The sequence below is a fragment of the Dryocola baronae genome, from assembly GCF_051297175.1.
Taxonomy (GTDB): Bacteria; Pseudomonadota; Gammaproteobacteria; order Enterobacterales; family Enterobacteriaceae; genus Dryocola.
Genome location: NZ_JBINNY010000001.1, coordinates 2,069,412 through 2,084,511 on the forward strand (window position 1 = coordinate 2,069,412; position 15,100 = coordinate 2,084,511).

At 56.0% G+C, this 15,100-nt stretch carries 15 protein-coding genes and 1 pseudogene; 8 read left to right on the forward strand and 8 right to left on the reverse strand.

Annotation, left to right across the window (positions count from 1 at the left end):
- Nucleotides 1-66 precede the first annotated feature (66 nt).
- The 4 genes from ACSPHG_RS09720 to pabB all read right to left on the reverse strand — a co-directional run bounded on the left by ACSPHG_RS09720 (nt 67) and on the right by pabB (nt 4,149).
- Nucleotides 67-240, reverse strand: a complete 174-nt coding sequence (locus ACSPHG_RS09720) for a hypothetical protein (RefSeq protein WP_435953267.1) — start codon at nt 238-240, stop codon at nt 67-69.
- A gap of 400 nt (nt 241-640) precedes the next feature.
- On the reverse strand, nt 641-2,005 hold the full coding sequence (gene sdaA / locus ACSPHG_RS09725) for an L-serine ammonia-lyase (RefSeq protein ID WP_435953268.1): 1,365 nt from the start codon (nt 2,003-2,005) through the stop codon (nt 641-643).
- A gap of 200 nt (nt 2,006-2,205) precedes the next feature.
- Nucleotides 2,206-2,784 carry a CoA pyrophosphatase gene (locus tag ACSPHG_RS09730; protein WP_435953269.1) on the reverse strand — a complete coding sequence of 193 codons (579 nt, stop codon included), beginning with the start codon at nt 2,782-2,784 and terminating at the stop codon, nt 2,206-2,208.
- 3 nt (nt 2,785-2,787) lie between these two features.
- Nucleotides 2,788-4,149 carry an aminodeoxychorismate synthase component 1 gene (gene pabB / locus ACSPHG_RS09735; RefSeq protein WP_435953270.1) on the reverse strand — a complete coding sequence of 454 codons (1,362 nt, stop codon included), beginning with the start codon at nt 4,147-4,149 and terminating at the stop codon, nt 2,788-2,790.
- Nucleotides 4,150-4,243: 94 nt separating this feature from the next.
- On the opposite strand from pabB, the gene ACSPHG_RS09740 reads away from it, so the two are divergent.
- Entirely contained in the window at nt 4,244-4,492 is a 249-nt protein-coding gene (locus ACSPHG_RS09740; protein WP_435953271.1) for a YoaH family protein, read from the forward strand.
- 118 nt (nt 4,493-4,610) lie between these two features.
- Here ACSPHG_RS09740 and ACSPHG_RS09745 read toward each other — a convergent pair whose 3' ends face one another.
- Complete coding sequence (locus tag ACSPHG_RS09745; protein ID WP_435953272.1) at nt 4,611-4,955, reverse strand: RidA family protein; 345 nt, start codon at nt 4,953-4,955, stop codon at nt 4,611-4,613.
- A 137-nt stretch (nt 4,956-5,092) separates the two neighbouring features.
- On the opposite strand from ACSPHG_RS09745, the gene yoaA reads away from it, so the two are divergent.
- From yoaA to rnd, 5 genes and pseudogenes are all read left to right on the forward strand, one after another.
- Entirely contained in the window at nt 5,093-7,003 is a 1,911-nt protein-coding gene (gene yoaA, locus ACSPHG_RS09750; protein WP_435953273.1) for a DNA repair helicase YoaA, read from the forward strand.
- An 80-nt stretch (nt 7,004-7,083) separates the two neighbouring features.
- The gene (gene tsaB, locus ACSPHG_RS09755) at nt 7,084-7,779 is read left to right on the forward strand and encodes a tRNA (adenosine(37)-N6)-threonylcarbamoyltransferase complex dimerization subunit type 1 TsaB (RefSeq protein ID WP_435953274.1); all 696 of its coding nucleotides are present in this window, start codon (nt 7,084-7,086) and stop codon (nt 7,777-7,779) included.
- Nucleotides 7,780-7,878: 99 nt separating this feature from the next.
- Nucleotides 7,879-8,421: pseudogene (locus ACSPHG_RS09760) on the forward strand (Slp family lipoprotein); the annotation flags it as partial.
- 204 nt (nt 8,422-8,625) lie between these two features.
- Nucleotides 8,626-10,305, forward strand: a complete 1,680-nt coding sequence (gene fadD / locus ACSPHG_RS09765) for a long-chain-fatty-acid--CoA ligase FadD (RefSeq protein ID WP_435953275.1) — start codon at nt 8,626-8,628, stop codon at nt 10,303-10,305.
- A gap of 78 nt (nt 10,306-10,383) precedes the next feature.
- Complete coding sequence (gene rnd / locus ACSPHG_RS09770) at nt 10,384-11,505, forward strand: ribonuclease D (RefSeq protein WP_435953276.1); 1,122 nt, start codon at nt 10,384-10,386, stop codon at nt 11,503-11,505.
- 152 nt (nt 11,506-11,657) lie between these two features.
- Here the strand turns inward: rnd and minE are convergent, their stop codons facing one another.
- Genes minE through minC form a run of 3 tightly spaced genes read right to left on the reverse strand, consistent with a single transcriptional unit; the run spans nt 11,658 to nt 13,484 of the window.
- Nucleotides 11,658-11,933 (reverse strand): cell division topological specificity factor MinE, encoded by a 276-nt coding sequence (minE, locus tag ACSPHG_RS09775; RefSeq protein WP_435953277.1) that lies wholly within the window; start codon nt 11,931-11,933, stop codon nt 11,658-11,660.
- A 3-nt stretch (nt 11,934-11,936) separates the two neighbouring features.
- Nucleotides 11,937-12,749 carry a septum site-determining protein MinD gene (gene minD / locus ACSPHG_RS09780; protein WP_435953278.1) on the reverse strand — a complete coding sequence of 271 codons (813 nt, stop codon included), beginning with the start codon at nt 12,747-12,749 and terminating at the stop codon, nt 11,937-11,939.
- A gap of 24 nt (nt 12,750-12,773) precedes the next feature.
- Entirely contained in the window at nt 12,774-13,484 is a 711-nt protein-coding gene (gene minC, locus ACSPHG_RS09785; RefSeq protein WP_435955989.1) for a septum site-determining protein MinC, read from the reverse strand.
- A 127-nt stretch (nt 13,485-13,611) separates the two neighbouring features.
- On the opposite strand from minC, the gene ACSPHG_RS09790 reads away from it, so the two are divergent.
- Both ACSPHG_RS09790 and ACSPHG_RS09795 read left to right on the forward strand, forming a co-directional pair.
- Nucleotides 13,612-13,887 (forward strand): YcgL domain-containing protein, encoded by a 276-nt coding sequence (locus ACSPHG_RS09790; RefSeq protein WP_435953279.1) that lies wholly within the window; start codon nt 13,612-13,614, stop codon nt 13,885-13,887.
- A gap of 76 nt (nt 13,888-13,963) precedes the next feature.
- Nucleotides 13,964-15,031 carry a lytic murein transglycosylase gene (locus tag ACSPHG_RS09795; protein ID WP_435953280.1) on the forward strand — a complete coding sequence of 356 codons (1,068 nt, stop codon included), beginning with the start codon at nt 13,964-13,966 and terminating at the stop codon, nt 15,029-15,031.
- The last annotated feature ends 69 nt before the right edge of the window (nt 15,032-15,100 follow it).

Sequence of the window (15,100 nt, forward strand, 5' to 3'; positions counted from 1 at the left end):
CCTGCCAAAAGTGGATAAAACCGGGAGATTATTTTAAACCGCGCAAAAAAGGCGTGAAATCAGGCCTTAATGCATTTTTACCCCGGCAAGCAGGGTATCTTCATCCAGCAGGAAGTGAGGATTATGGACGTTCCACTCCCCGCCTTTTTCCTCGTTGCGCGAACCGACGAGTAAAAACGCTTCCGGGACGTGTTCCTGGTATGACGAAAAATCTTCGCCGCCGAACGGCGGGGCCGTCACCTCCTGAAGCGTCCCGGCAGGGAAATGTTGCTAATGACCTCGCGGGCGATTGCGCGGGCGCTGGCATGGTTGTTGCCCACCTCGTAGCCGCGCTGCCACTTAATCTCAACGCCCGCATCGCGAGCCTGCGCGCAACGATCTGCTGCAACGCGGTGACTATGTCTGCCCCGATCACGACCGGATCGATGCACAGATGCGGCATCGAACAGCGACCGCCTTTGCCTTTGATCAGAATATCGAAGTTATCGCTGGAGGCGCAGAATACGCCTTCCGTTGCGGCAGGAATGTCAGGCCTTTGCTTGGTAAGAATGATGGGATTGTTGTCGGGTAAGGAGCTGGCCGCTACCCGACGATTCGGTGGATGCCGCAGTCGCGTATCCACCTGACAAGCGCCCGCTAATTAATCACACTGCACTTTAATTGCCAGGCCGCCGCGTGAGGTTTCGCGGTATTTCGAGTTCATGTCTTTCCCGGTCTCGTACATAGTTTCGATAACCTTATCGAGGGAAACGCGCGGCTCGCTGGTGCGGCGCATCGCCATGCGGGTGGCGTTGATCGCCTTCACGGATGCGATGGCGTTACGCTCGATACACGGTACCTGAACCTGACCGGCAACCGGGTCGCAGGTTAAGCCGAGGTTATGTTCCATGCCGATTTCCGCCGCTACGCACACCTGCTCAGGGCTTGCGCCCAGGATTTCAGCAAGGCCCGCGGCCGCCATAGAACAGGCCACGCCGACTTCGCCCTGGCAGCCCACTTCTGCGCCAGAAATAGAAGCGTTCATTTTATACAGCGCGCCAATCGCGCCTGAAGCCAGGAAGTAGCGAATGTAGGTATCCGGGCTGACAGATTCGATAAAGTGATCGTAATAGGCCAGAACCGCAGGCACGATCCCGCACGCACCGTTGGTGGGTGCCGTCACTACGCGTCCACCGGCGGCGTTTTCTTCGTTAACCGCCAGCGCGAACATGTTCACCCAGTCAACCACGTTCATTGGGTCTTTGGAGTTTTTGTCGCTGGAAACCAGCAGGCGGCGAAGCGCGGAGGCACGACGCGGCACGCGCAGCGGGCCAGGCAGCACGCCTTCGGTATTCACGCCGCGATCGATACAGGCACGCATGGTGTTCCACACGTTGGCGAAATACTCTTCAATCTCTTTGCGGCTGTGCAGCGCCAGTTCGTTCTGCATGATCACGCCGGACAGGGACATGCCGGTGTCCTTGCAGTGCTGGAGCATTTCCTGCGCGGAATTGAACGAGTAGGGCACCACGATTTCATCGACGGCATCTTTGCCGAAGTGTTCTTCATCGACGATAAAGCCGCCGCCAATCGAGTAATAGGTTTTGGTGTAGATTTCTTTGTCGCCGCTGTAGGCGTGGATGGTCATGCCGTTTTCATGCAGCGGCAGGTTGTCGCTGCTAAAACGCATGCCGTTATCTTTCGGGAAATCAACTTCGTGACGTCCCTGCGCCAGCATTAAGCGCCCGCGGGTTTCTACGTCGCGAATAAAGCCGGGGATGGCGTCGATATCAACGTTGTCCGGCTGGTTGCCGGCGAGGCCCATAATAATGGCGATATCGGTGTGGTGGCCTTTGCCCGTCAGGGACAGGGAACCATAGACGTCCACGGCGATGCGCGTGGTGCTCTCCAGCAGTCCTTGTTCGACCAGATCATCGACAAACTGCTTGCCGGCCTTCATTGGCCCGACGGTATGGGAACTGGATGGCCCAATGCCGACTTTAAACATGTCGAATATGCTAATCACACTAAAACTCCTCTGAGGCACCGCGTTTGTAAAATATGATGCTATAAATTGGCTGGTCGCTAGTTTAAAAATTTATTGCTTACCTGAGTAAACTATTCACATGAATTAAACTAATGGTTAACGATAAAACACCTAATATCAGCTTCTTCTTAGCAAGACTCTCTACTAAATATAGGCTCTTTGGCACAATTAAAGGGTGATCAAGGTTCCACACCTATCTGTAAGGCCAGCTCGCGGATAATGCCTGCCGTCATGCCCCAGACGAAATAGTGCTGATACCAGGAAAGCCAGACGCGGTGGGCGTTGCCGCGCCGATGGATGTCTAGCGGGTGATAGCGCCCAAGGGTCAACGCCTCCATGAGCGGCATCTCAAAAACGGCAGAAACTTCGTCTTCGCTCGCGTGATAGGGCAAATCCGCAGGGATAATTCCGACCACCGGCGTGACCTGGAAACCCGTCACGCTGTCCACCGGGGGAAGCATGCCGATGATTTCGACCGAATCGGGTGGAATCGCAACCTCTTCGTGGGCTTCTCTCAGGGCTGCCGCAATAAGTGAGGCATCGGTGCTGTCAACGGCTCCGCCTGGGAAAGCGACCTGGCCGGGGTGTTTGCGCAGCAGCGGCGAACGCTGCGTCAACAGCAGGCCCGGCTGGGGGCGGCGCACAATCGGCACCAGAACGGCGGCCTGCCGCCTGTTGCCGGTCAAACGCGTGACGGGGGGCTGTAACATCTGGAAGCGGGATAAAAAATCGTTCAGCGTCAGGGACGAGCCGGACATGCATCAGTTCTCCAGTAGGGGAAGGATTCGATTAACTTTATCAAAAGTTTCCTGGTACTCGCTGTCTTCGGTGCTGTCGGCGACGATCCCGCCGCCGGCAGAGCAGTATAGCCTGCCGTCTTCAGCGGTGAGAGTGCGGATGGTGATGCTGGTGTCCATATTGCCGCAGAAGCTGATGTAGCCAACGCTGCCGCACCAGGCGTTGCGCCGCTGCGGCTCCAGCTCTTCGATGATTTCCATCGCACGAACCTTTGGCGCGCCGGTAATCGACCCGCCGGGGAAACAGGCGCGCAGCAGGTCCGTCGCGCGTAAAGTTTCCGGTAAATCCGCAGTAATAGTGCTGACCAGATGGTGCACCGCAGGGAAGGGCTCAACGACAAACAGCTCGGGAACGCGCACGCTGCCGGGCACCGCCACGCGGCCAATATCATTGCGCAGCAGGTCAACAATCATCAGGTTTTCCGCGCGGTCTTTAGGGGATCCTGCCAGCCTTTCGGCCTGTTTCGCATCTTCCTGCGGGCAGGCCAGGCGCGGCAGCGTGCCCTTAATAGGGCGAGTCTGGATTTTTTTGCCTTCCAGCAAAATAAAGCGTTCCGGAGAAAGGCTCAGAATCGCGCTTTCGGGCAGACGTATAAAGGCGCTAAACGGCGCGCGGTTGGATTCGTTGAGCTTTTGAAACGCCTCCCACTCGCTCCCGGCGTAGGCGGCGCTGAACCGCTGGGCGAGATTGACCTGATAACAGTCGCCGCTCAGAAGATATTCCTGTACCTGACGGAAATTACGTCCATACTGCTCGCGGGTCATATTGGACCGCCAGCCGCTGGTCAGGCGGAAAGTTTCGCGCGGCGGAACGGTTAGTGACTCCAGCCAGGCCAGACGTATAGAAATATCGCCCCAGCTCAGTAAGGTCAGCCGCTGAAGCTGATTGTCGGCAATCAAAGCCCAGTCATAAATCCCCACCGCCATATCAGGCGTGTTGATCGAGGCTTGCGCCCGCTGCGGGATTTTTTCAAAATGACGGCCCAGGTCGTAGCCGAACAGCCCCAACGCGCCGCCTAAAAACGGCAAATCCGCATGGGCATTGGGCGTTAGCCCGCAACTGTCCAAAGTCTGCTGCAGTAAAAACAGCGGATCGTCGAGATGCTCAGACGTGACGCCCTCGATCGTGCAGGCGGTTTGCGGCCCGCGCGTGACAAGCGTAGCACGGGGCTGGGCGACCAGAATATCAAACCGGTTGTGCGGATGATCGGCGAAACCCGAATGTAAAAGCATCGCCCACGGCTCGTCGGCCAGGGGCGCAAAATAGCGTTGAACAGCGTCGGGCTGCCAGGGAAGGGTGCGAAAAGCGGGAGTTTGCGACGTCATAACCACAACCTGAAACAAAAGCCGTCAGCCTGCCACGGGCAGCTGGAGCGGCGTGAAATATAATTAACCTCAAGCAATGTAACAGGAGTCGACGATGATTTCAGGTTTACCAGCACTGTCCCACGAACAGCAGCAGCAGGCTGTCGAGCGTATTCAGGAACTGATGTCGCAGGGAATGAGTAGCGGAGAAGCCATTACTGTCGTAGCGGCGGAGATCCGCGCATCCCATACCGGGGAAATGATTGTTGCCCGCTTCGAAGATGAGGACGAGGAAGAGGAGCAGGCCGAGGAGTATAAGGAGGAGCGCGGCTACGGGCCGGACGAAGAGCAGGGCGACGATTAGATATATCGCAGAACCGTAGGTCGGGTAAGCGCAGCGCCACCCGACATTAACCTGACGCAATAGCCTGATAGTAGAAGAAACCTGGGGTTAGGTTTCCCCAGGTCGACCCGTGTATCTCTTAAACCGCGGCTACAATCTTAATCTCTACCTTGTAACGCGGGTTCATCAACTTCGCCTCAACGGTGCAGCGCACCGGTGCCTGGCCTGCAACCACCCACTCGTCCCATGCTTTATTCATCGCGGCAAAATCCTCGCCGTTTGGCAAAAAGATTGTCACGTCGATAATGCGGGTTTTATCGCTGTCCAGCTCTTCTAACAGCGCATCGATTTGCGCCAGGGTATTGGCCGTCTGCTCGTAGGCATCCGCGTCCAGATTTTCCGGTACGCCGGTGTAATACAGCGTCTGGTTATGGATTATCGCATCGGACATACGCGCTTCGGGTTTAATACGCACAATACTCATGACTTCTTCCTTATCTACTGGTCTTGAGGCTTAAATTTCGCAACAGACTGCCATAATCGCGCGGGGGCTGCCACCTGCTTGCTGGATAAACCTTGTAAGGGCTGACATAATCACTGGCAATATTTACAGGGGGCAATGTGACGGACGATTTTGCAGCAGACGGTCAGCTCGCTCTGGCGATACCTGGCTTTAAACCGCGCGAACCGCAGCGCGAGATGGCCGAGGCCGTTACAAAAGCCATAACCGACGGGCGTGAGCTGGTGGTTGAAGCGGGGACGGGCACTGGTAAAACCTACGCCTACCTCGCGCCTGCGCTGCGCTCGGGCAAAAAGGTCATTATCTCTACCGGCTCCAAAGCACTACAGGATCAGCTCTATTCCCGCGACCTGCCCACCGTTGCCAAAGCGCTCGGCTTCAAAGGCCGCCTAGCGCTGTTAAAGGGGCGCTCAAACTATCTTTGCCTTGAACGACTCGAACAGCAGTCGCTGGCCGGAGGCGATCTACCGGTGCAAACCCTGAGCGAAGTCATTCAGCTGCGCAGCTGGGCGATTGAAGCGACGGACGGTGACATCAGCAACTGCACTAACGTCGCCGAGGATTCAAGCGTCTGGCCGCTGGTCACCAGCACCAACGACAACTGCCTCGGCCAGGACTGCCCGCTATATAAAGACTGCTTCGTGGTCAAAGCGCGTAAAAAGGCGATGGACGCTGACGTGGTAGTGGTCAACCATCATCTGTTCCTCGCCGATATGGTGGTGAAAGAGAGCGGCTTCGCGGAGCTTATCCCGGAGGCTGAGGTGATGATCTTCGATGAAGCGCACCAGATCCCCGACATCGCCAGCCAGTATTTTGGGCAGTCTGTCTCAAGCCGCCAGCTGCTCGATTTAGCCAAAGATATTTCTATCGCCTACCGCACCGAAGTGCGCGACGCCCAGCAGCTGCAAAAAAGCGCCGATCGCCTGGCGCAAAGTACCCAGGATTTTCGCCTTCAGCTTGGCGATCCGGGCTACCGTGGCAACCTGCGTGAACTGCTGGCCCAGCCCGCAATTCAGCGCGCTTTACTGCTGCTCGACGATGCGCTGGAGCTTTGTTACGACGTGGCGAAGCTCTCGCTTGGACGCTCCGCCACGCTTGATGCCGCCTTTGAGCGCGCGGTGGTCTATCGCAGCCGCATCAAACGCCTGAAGGACGTCGACCAGCCGGGCTACAGCTACTGGTACGAATGCAACTCGCGCAATTTCACCCTTGCGCTCACGCCGCTTTCGGTGGCGGATAAATTCAAAGAGGTCATCGCCCAAAAGGCGGGGACCTGGATATTCACCTCAGCGACGCTTTCGGTGAACGACCAGCTAAGCCACTTTACCGACCGTCTTGGTATCGATAACGCCAAAACGCTGCTGCTGGCTAGCCCGTTTGATTATGCCACCCAGGCGCTATTGTGCGTGCCGCGCGGCCTGCCGACGCCGAACCAGCCGCACGCCGCAAAGCATCTGGCGAAAATGCTCCAGCCGCTGATCGAAGCCAACAACGGTCGCTGCTTTATGCTCTGCACCTCGCATTCCATGATGCGCGAGCTGGCGGAGCAGTTCCGGGCGAGCATGACGCTGCCGGTGCTGCTGCAGGGCGAAACCAGTAAAGGCCAGCTTCTGGAGCAGTTTGTCAGCGCAGGGAACGCTCTGCTGGTGGCGACCAGCAGCTTCTGGGAAGGGGTGGACGTGCGGGGCGATGCGCTCTCGCTTGTGATCATCGACAAGCTGCCGTTTACCTCCCCGGACGATCCGCTGTTAAAGGCGCGCATGGAAGACTGCCGGATCCGCGGCGGCGATCCGTTCGACGACGTTCAGCTTCCCGACGCGGTGATCACCTTAAAACAGGGCGTTGGCCGCCTGATCCGCGACGTTGACGATCGCGGCGTGCTGGTGATTTGCGACAACCGCCTGGTGATGCGGCCATACGGTGCGGTATTTCTCAACAGTCTGCCGCCCACGCCGCGCACGCGGGACATAAATCGGGCGGTTGAGTTCCTTAACTCCCCACCGACGCAGTAATTTGTGCCAGGCTATGGTATGATGCGCGCCGATTTTTGACCCTATTTCTATCCAGATTCTCGCCAGAGGTTGGCCAGTCCATGCGAATTTTAGCCATCGATACCGCAACAGAAGCCTGTTCGGTTGCCCTGAACAACGACGGCACCGTCTGTGCCCATTTCGAACTCTGCCCGCGCGAGCATACCCAACGAATTTTGCCAATGGTGCGGGACATCCTGAACCAGGGCGGCCTTTCCTTGTCTGAGCTACACGCGCTCGCCTACGGGCGGGGGCCGGGGAGTTTTACCGGCGTGCGTATTGGTATTGGTATTGCGCAGGGGCTGGCTCTGGGTGCCGAACTGCCGATGATCGGCGTTTCTACCCTTGCGACTATGGCGCAGGGGGCCTGGCGTTTGACCGGCGCTACGCGCGTGCTTGCCGCCATCGACGCGCGCATGGGCGAGGTCTACTGGGCCGAGTACCAGCGCGACGAGCAGGGCGTGTGGCACGGTGAAGAAACCGAAGCGGTGCTAAAGCCTGAAGCGGTTGCAGAACGGTTGAAGCAGCTCGAAGGCGAGTGGGCTACAGTCGGCACTGGCTGGCAGGCATGGCCTGATATGGCCGCAGGCAGCAGCATCGTGACGCGCGATGGGCAGGTAGCGCTGCCAACGGCGGAAGATATGCTGACGCTCGCCGTTCAGGCATTTGACGCGAGCCGTACGGTAGCCGTTGAACATGCGGAGCCGGTTTATCTGCGCAACGAAGTAACATGGAAGAAGCTTCCCGGCAAAGAGTGATACTCAGCGTTACCAGGTTGCGTAACGCGGTATAAGGAGATGGGTATGGCAGGTTGTAACGTCAGGAAGTTAGGTGGCTTGTTAACCATCGTCGCGACGCTGTTACTGAGCGGCTGTGTGACGGTGCCGGATGCCATCAAAGGTACCAGCGCGACGCCACAGCAGGATTTGGCAAGCGTGATGAACGCGCCGGAACTGTACGTCGGCCAGGAAGCCCGCTTCGGCGGACGCGTGGTAAACATCGACAACAAGGCGGGTAAAACGCGTCTGGAAATCGCGACGGTAAGCCTCGATGAAGGGGCACGTCCACGGCTTGGTGAACCTTCAAAAGGGCGCATTTATGCCGATGTGAACGGCTTCCTCGACCCGGTTGATTTCCGTGGCCAGCTGGTGACGGTTGTCGGGCCAATCAAAGGCACCATCGAAGGGAAGGTGGGGGAAACGCCGTATAAGTTTATGCTGATGCAGGCCACCGGCTATAAACGCTGGAACGTCGTGCAGCAGGTAGTCATGCCTCCACAGCCAATTGACCCGTGGTTCTGGGGCGGCCCCTATCCGTATCGCGGTCACTATGGTATGTGGGGCGGCGCTGGCTGGTATAATCCAGGCCCGGCGCAGGTACAGACCATTGTAACTGAGTAACATATTGTTTTAGTTAACTTTATAGACAGCGGCATGTCCGCTGTTTATTTATTTCCAGGATGGAAAGAAAAAATTTAGTGATGCGCTTCGCAACCTTAAATCAGGCTAATTAATAAACTGGTACGCTGAGTTAATATTATGTTAACGGCATGTGTCCTGTTTGGGGTTGTGATGACGACAAATAATAAATTCAGAGGTGTTTCCTTGAAGAAGGTTTGGCTTAACCGCTACCCGGCCGACGTTGCGGCTGAGATTAATCCCGATCGTTATCAATCCCTTGTTGATATGTTTGAACAGGCAACGGTGCGCTATGCTGACCAGCCCGCGTTTGTGAACATGGGCGAGGTGATGACGTTCCGCAAGCTTGAAGAGCGCAGCCGCGCCTTTGCCGCCTATCTGCAACAGGGGCTTGGCCTGCAAAAGGGCGACCGCGTCGCGCTGATGATGCCAAACCTGCTCCAGTATCCGGTCGCGCTATTTGGGATTTTACGTGCCGGAATGGTAGTGGTGAACGTTAACCCGCTCTACACGCCGCGCGAGCTGGAGCATCAGCTCAACGACAGCGGCGCAAGCGCTATCGTTATCGTTTCCAACTTTGCCCACACCCTTGAGAAAGTCGTCGATAAAACCCAGGTTAAGCACGTCATTCTTACCCGCATGGGCGATCAGCTTTCGGCGGCAAAGGGCACGGTGGTGAACTTTGTCGTGAAATACATCAAGCGCCTGGTGCCAAAATACCACCTGCCGGACGCCATTTCCTTCCGCAGCGCGCTGCACAACGGCTACCGCCTGCAGTACATCAAGCCAGAGGTGATTAGCACCGACCTCGCCTTCCTGCAATACACCGGCGGCACGACCGGCGTGGCGAAAGGCGCAATGCTCACCCATCGCAATATGCTGGCGAACCTCGAGCAGGTGAGGGCAGCCTACAGCCCGCTGCTGTACGAACGTAAAGAGCTGGTGGTGACCGCGCTGCCGCTGTACCACATTTTTGCCCTGACCATGAACTGCCTGCTGTTTATCGAGCTGGGCGGTCAGAACCTGCTTATCACCAACCCGCGCGATATTCCGGGGCTGGTGAAAGAATTAGGCAAGTATAAGTTCACCGCCATGACCGGCGTAAACACGCTGTTCAACGCGCTGCTTAATAACAAAGAATTCCAGCAGCTCGACTTCTCCAGCCTGCACCTTTCCGCAGGCGGCGGGATGCCGGTGCAGCACGTGGTGGCCGAACGCTGGGAAAAACTCACCGGGCGCTACCTGCTTGAAGGCTACGGCCTGACGGAGTGCGCGCCGCTGGTAAGCGCCAACCCGCACGATATCGACTATCACAGCGGCAGCATCGGCCTGCCGGTGCCGTCGACGGAAGTGAAGCTTATCGATGACGAAGGTAACGAAGTGCCGGCAGGCGAACCGGGCGAGCTGTGCGTCAAAGGCCCGCAGGTCATGCTGGGCTACTGGCAGCGTCCGGATGCGACGGACGAAATTATGCTGGACGGCTGGCTGCGAACCGGCGACATCGCTACCATGGACGAAGAGGGCTTTATGCGCATCGTCGATCGCAAAAAAGATATGATTCTGGTTTCCGGGTTTAACGTTTACCCGAACGAAATCGAAGACGTAGTGATGCAGCACCCTGGCGTGCTTGAAGTCGCCGCGGTCGGCGTGCCGGGTGGGGCAAGCGGTGAAACGGTGAAGATCTTCGTCGTGAAGAAAGATCGGGCGCTTAGCGAAGAATCACTGGTCACCTTCTGCCGCCGTCACCTGACCGGCTACAAGGTGCCGAAGCTGGTGGAATTCCGCGAAGAGCTGCCAAAATCCAACGTCGGAAAAATTTTACGACGAGAACTACGTGACGAAGCCGCCAAGGCCGATCAACAATAGCGCCTGAGCTCCGAGTCAGTCGCCCCTAACGCCGGTAATCCGGCGTTTTTTATGGGCGCAAACCTAAGAGAACCCAATTTGACTTACCTTATGATCACCACCGATGAGCAGCTTGCAGAAGTCTGCCAGGCCGCCCGTCAGGTACCTGCCCTGGCGCTGGACACCGAATTTGTCCGCACGCGCACCTATTACCCGCAGCTTGGCCTGATCCAGCTGTATGACGGCAATCAGATTTCCCTTATCGATCCGTTAACCATCACCGACTGGTCGCCGTTCAAAGCGTTGCTCGCCGACAGCAAGGTCATTAAGTTCCTGCATGCGGGAAGCGAAGATCTGGAAGTGTTCCTCAATGCCTTCGGCGCGTTGCCGGATCCCTTTATCGATACCCAGATTCTGGCGGCATTCAGCGGGCGCGCGCTGTCCTGCGGTTTTGCCACCATCGTCGAGGCCTATACGGGCATCGCGCTGGACAAAAGCGAATCCCGTACCGACTGGTTGGCACGTCCGTTAACCGAGCGCCAGTGCGAATACGCGGCGGCGGACGTGTTCTACCTGCTGCCAATCGCTCATAAGCTGATGGCAGAAACCGAAGCCGCAGGCTGGATGAAGGCCGCGCTGGACGAATGTAACCTGATGGCAAATCGCCGCCAGGAAATCCTCGACCCGGAAGAGGCGTGGCGCGAAATCGGCAACGCATGGCAGTTGCGTACTCGTCAGCTTGCGTGCCTGAAGAAGCTCGCGTCGTGGCGTCTGCGTAAAGCCCGCGAGCGCGATATGGCGGTGAATTTCGTCGTGCGGGAAGAGCACCTCTGGCAGGTAGCGCGCTATATGCCGGGGTCGCTTGGCGAACTGGATTCGCTTGGCCTAAGCGGCAGCGAAATCCGCTTCCACGGTAAAACGCTAATCGCGCTTGTGGCCGAAGCGCAGGCGCTGCCGGAAGACCAGTGGCCGGAAGCGCTCAGCAATTTAGTGGATATGCCGGGCTATCGTAAAGTGTTCAAAGCCATCAAGGCGCTGGTACAGGAAGTGAGTGAAAGCAGCGGCCTTAGCGCGGAGCTGCTCGCCTCACGTCGCCAAATTAACCAGCTGCTTAACTGGCACTGGCAATTAAAAACCAGAACCAGTGCGCCGGAATTAATCAGCGGCTGGCGCGGTGAATTAATGGGTGACAAGCTAAAAACGCTGCTCGCAGATTATTAATAAGATGCATTTATACCTGTAAATAAATACAGTGCATAACCTAAGTGCGGGAAAATAGTTAAGAAGAGTGGCAGATAATTCTTAATATAAATGGCGCAACGGGAAATAATAAAATAAACCCCCTGAATACATCAGGGGGTTTTTTATTTGTATCACGCGGACTTTGTTGTTTCCTGCGTCTCGGGAAGCGTAACGTTAAGTTCCAGAACGGAAATATCGTCACCTTTCTGATCGAGCACGACGGTCAGCATCTCCGGATCGATCTGCACGTATTTGCAAATAACTTCCAGAATATCGCGCTTCAACTGCGGCAAATAGTGAGGTTCACGGTCGCCGCGACGGCGTTCCGCAACGATAATCTGCAGTCGCTCTTTCGCGATGTTAGCAGTGTTCTTTTTCCGTGAGAGAAAAAAGTCTAGTAATGCCATAACTTATCCTCCGAACAGGCGTTTGAGGAAACCTTTCTTCTCTTCTTCGATGAAGCGGAAAGGACGTTCTTCTCCGAGAAGGCGTTCAACGGTATCTGCGTAGGCTTTGCCCGCGTCTGCTTCAACGTCGAGGATCACCGGCTCGCCCTGGTTGGAGGCGCGCAGCACGGACTGATCTTCCGGGATCACGCCGACCAGAGGAATACGCAGAATTTCTAACACGTCTTCCATGCTCAGCATGTCGCCACGGCTTACGCGGCCCGGGTTGTAGCGGGTCAGCAGCAGGTGTTCTTTAATCGGGTCTTCGCCGTTTTCAGCGCGACGCGATTTAGAAGACAGGATGCCAAGGATACGGTCGGAGTCACGAACCGAAGAGACTTCCGGGTTGGTGGTGATTACGGCTTCATCGGCGAAATAGAGCGCCATCAGCGCGCCGGTTTCGATACCTGCCGGGGAGTCGCAGACGATAAACTCGAAGTCCATATTTTTCAGATCGTCGAGCACTTTCGCCACGCCTTCGCGGGTCAGCGCGTCTTTATCGCGGGTTTGTGAAGCCGGCAGAATATAGAGCTGCTCGGTACGTTTATCGCGGATAAGCGCCTGGTTAAGCGTGGCATCGCCCTGAATAACGTTAACGAAATCGTAAACCACGCGGCGTTCACAGCCCATGATCAGATCCAGGTTACGCAGGCCGATATCAAAATCGATAACGACGGTTTTTCTTCCCTTCTGGGCCAAACCCGTAGCGATGGCCGCGCTGGACGTGGTCTTACCGACGCCCCCTTTACCCGATGTAACAACAATAATGCGTGCCATAAAGGAATTCCTTGTTAAAAGGGCTTAATTCAAAGGTTGAACGGAGAGAGCACCGCCCGCAAGACTCAGGCGCGCCGCTTTCCCATAATAATCGGCTGGTATTTGATCACTCAGCCAGTATTCACCCGCTATTGAGACCAGCTCAGCTACCAGGTTGGTACAAAATATTTGTGCATCACGATCGCCGCTGGCACCTGCCAGGGCTCGGCCACGCATCATGCCGTAAATATGGATGTTGCCATCAGCAATAAGTTCCGCACCGGCGCTGACGTGATTGGTGACAATCAAATCACAGTTTGGTGCATAAATGCGCTGACCGGAACGAACCGGGGTATCAATCAAACGCGTTTTTGTGACGGGTGTGGCAATTGGCTCGGCCACGGTCACCGGCTCCGGAGCGGTAACCTTAGCCGCACGAGGGGCTTTTTCTTTCCCTTCGGATAGCAACGGCAGACCGGCGCGTTCAATTTCGCTTTTCAGCGATTCATCTTTACAACCGCTGATACCGACCACGCGCAGACCGGTAGAAGCCACCGCCTGCTGGACCTTCTTCCAGTTTACAGAACCATCGAGACTGGCAACGTTAACAACAACCGGGGCATTTTTAAGAAAAGCAGGCGCCTGGGCGATTTTATCCTGAAGGGCCTGGCGAATGACCTCGGGTTGAGCATCATGCAAATGAACAACTGATAAGGTGAAACTGCTGCCTTTTAACTCGATTGGCGTGTTTGACATCCTGGCCTTACTCAATTCAGTTTCAATCCCCACGGCTCGTGGGACGATATTCCGAAGTACATTAAGCATGGTATAGTCACAGGTATATTCAGGCAAGCCACCATCCGGCGAAAATAGAGTAAAAAAAATGTTTTGTGTGATCTACAGAAGTAGCAAACGTGACCAGACTTATCTTTATGTCGAAAAAAAAGACGATTTTTCACGCGTGCCTGAAGAATTGATGAAAGGCTTCGGTGAACCTAAGCTGGCAATGATATTACCGCTCGACGGAAGTAAAAAACTGGCCAACGCGGATTTCGATAAAGTGAAACAGGCACTCAAAGATGAAGGCTATTATTTACAGCTGCCACCGCCGCCGGAAAGTTTGTTAAAAATGCACCTGGAAAAAGGGCCAAAAAAATAAGATTCGGATTAGCGGTAAATCTTTTCTATACATAAAGGAGGAAGATGACAGCAGCAAACTTATCGCGAGAGGGTAGATGAAAACTTCAGCAATCTGTATAACCATCAGCACGTTACTTCTTGCCAGCTGTGCCGCAAAATCCCCCAGCGCGGAGGCCGTTGCTCCTGCAGCGCCTCCCGCTGCAGCCCAGCCGTCGGCACCGTCCACCTCGACAACGCTCGCCGAACAGGGGCGTGACCCGGCAGAATTCCCGGCCTACGTCGAAGAGCTCAAGCAAAAGGCTCGCCAGCAGGGCATCAGCAATAACACCATCACCGCGGCCTTTGCCAACGTCCATTTTGTTGATCGGGTCATTAAATCCGACCGCAACCAGCTTGAAAAGAAAGTCACGCTGGATGACTACCTGTCGCGCGTGATTACCCCCGCAAAAATTGAGCAGGCCCGCGCGCTGTACAAACAGCACCAGCCCGAGCTTGCTTCCGTCACCGCAAGCACCGGCGTGCAGGGTAACTACATCGTCGCGCTGTGGGCAATGGAGAGTAATTTTGGCAAGATTCAGGGCAAAGAAGATATTGTCTCAGCGCTCTCGACGCTGGCCTTTGAAGGGCGGCGAGAAGCCTTCTTCACCAAAGAGCTTATCTCATCGCTGAAAATCCTCGACCAGGGGCACGTTACTGCCGACGAGCTGAAAGGCTCATGGGCAGGTGCGATGGGCCAGAACCAGTTTATGCCTAGCTCCTACCTGCGTTACGGCAAGGACGGCGACGGCGACGGTAAAATCGACATCTGGAATAACACCAGCGATGTCTTTGCTTCAACCGCCAACTACCTGGCGACGGAAGGCTGGCAGGCAGGCGGAACTTGGGGCACTGAAGTTAAACTGCCGCAAGGCATCGACGCAGGGCTTGCCGGAACGAAAACTGCCCAGGGCAAAACCGTTGCCCAGTGGCAGCAGCTTGGCGTCACCCTGCCTGACGGCTTGCAGCTTCCTGCTTCAGGCCAGCGCGCGTGGATAGTTACCCCGGACGATAATCAGGGCCGCTCATTCCTGGTCTATAACAACTTCAGAACCATCATGCACTGGAACCGTTCGTACTACTTTGCCATCAGCATCGGAACCATGGCTGACGCAATCGCACAATAACGCACGCTCCCCGGTATTCACCGGGGATTTTTTTATCTAGTATCAAATGCAGTTAACACAACGACGCAG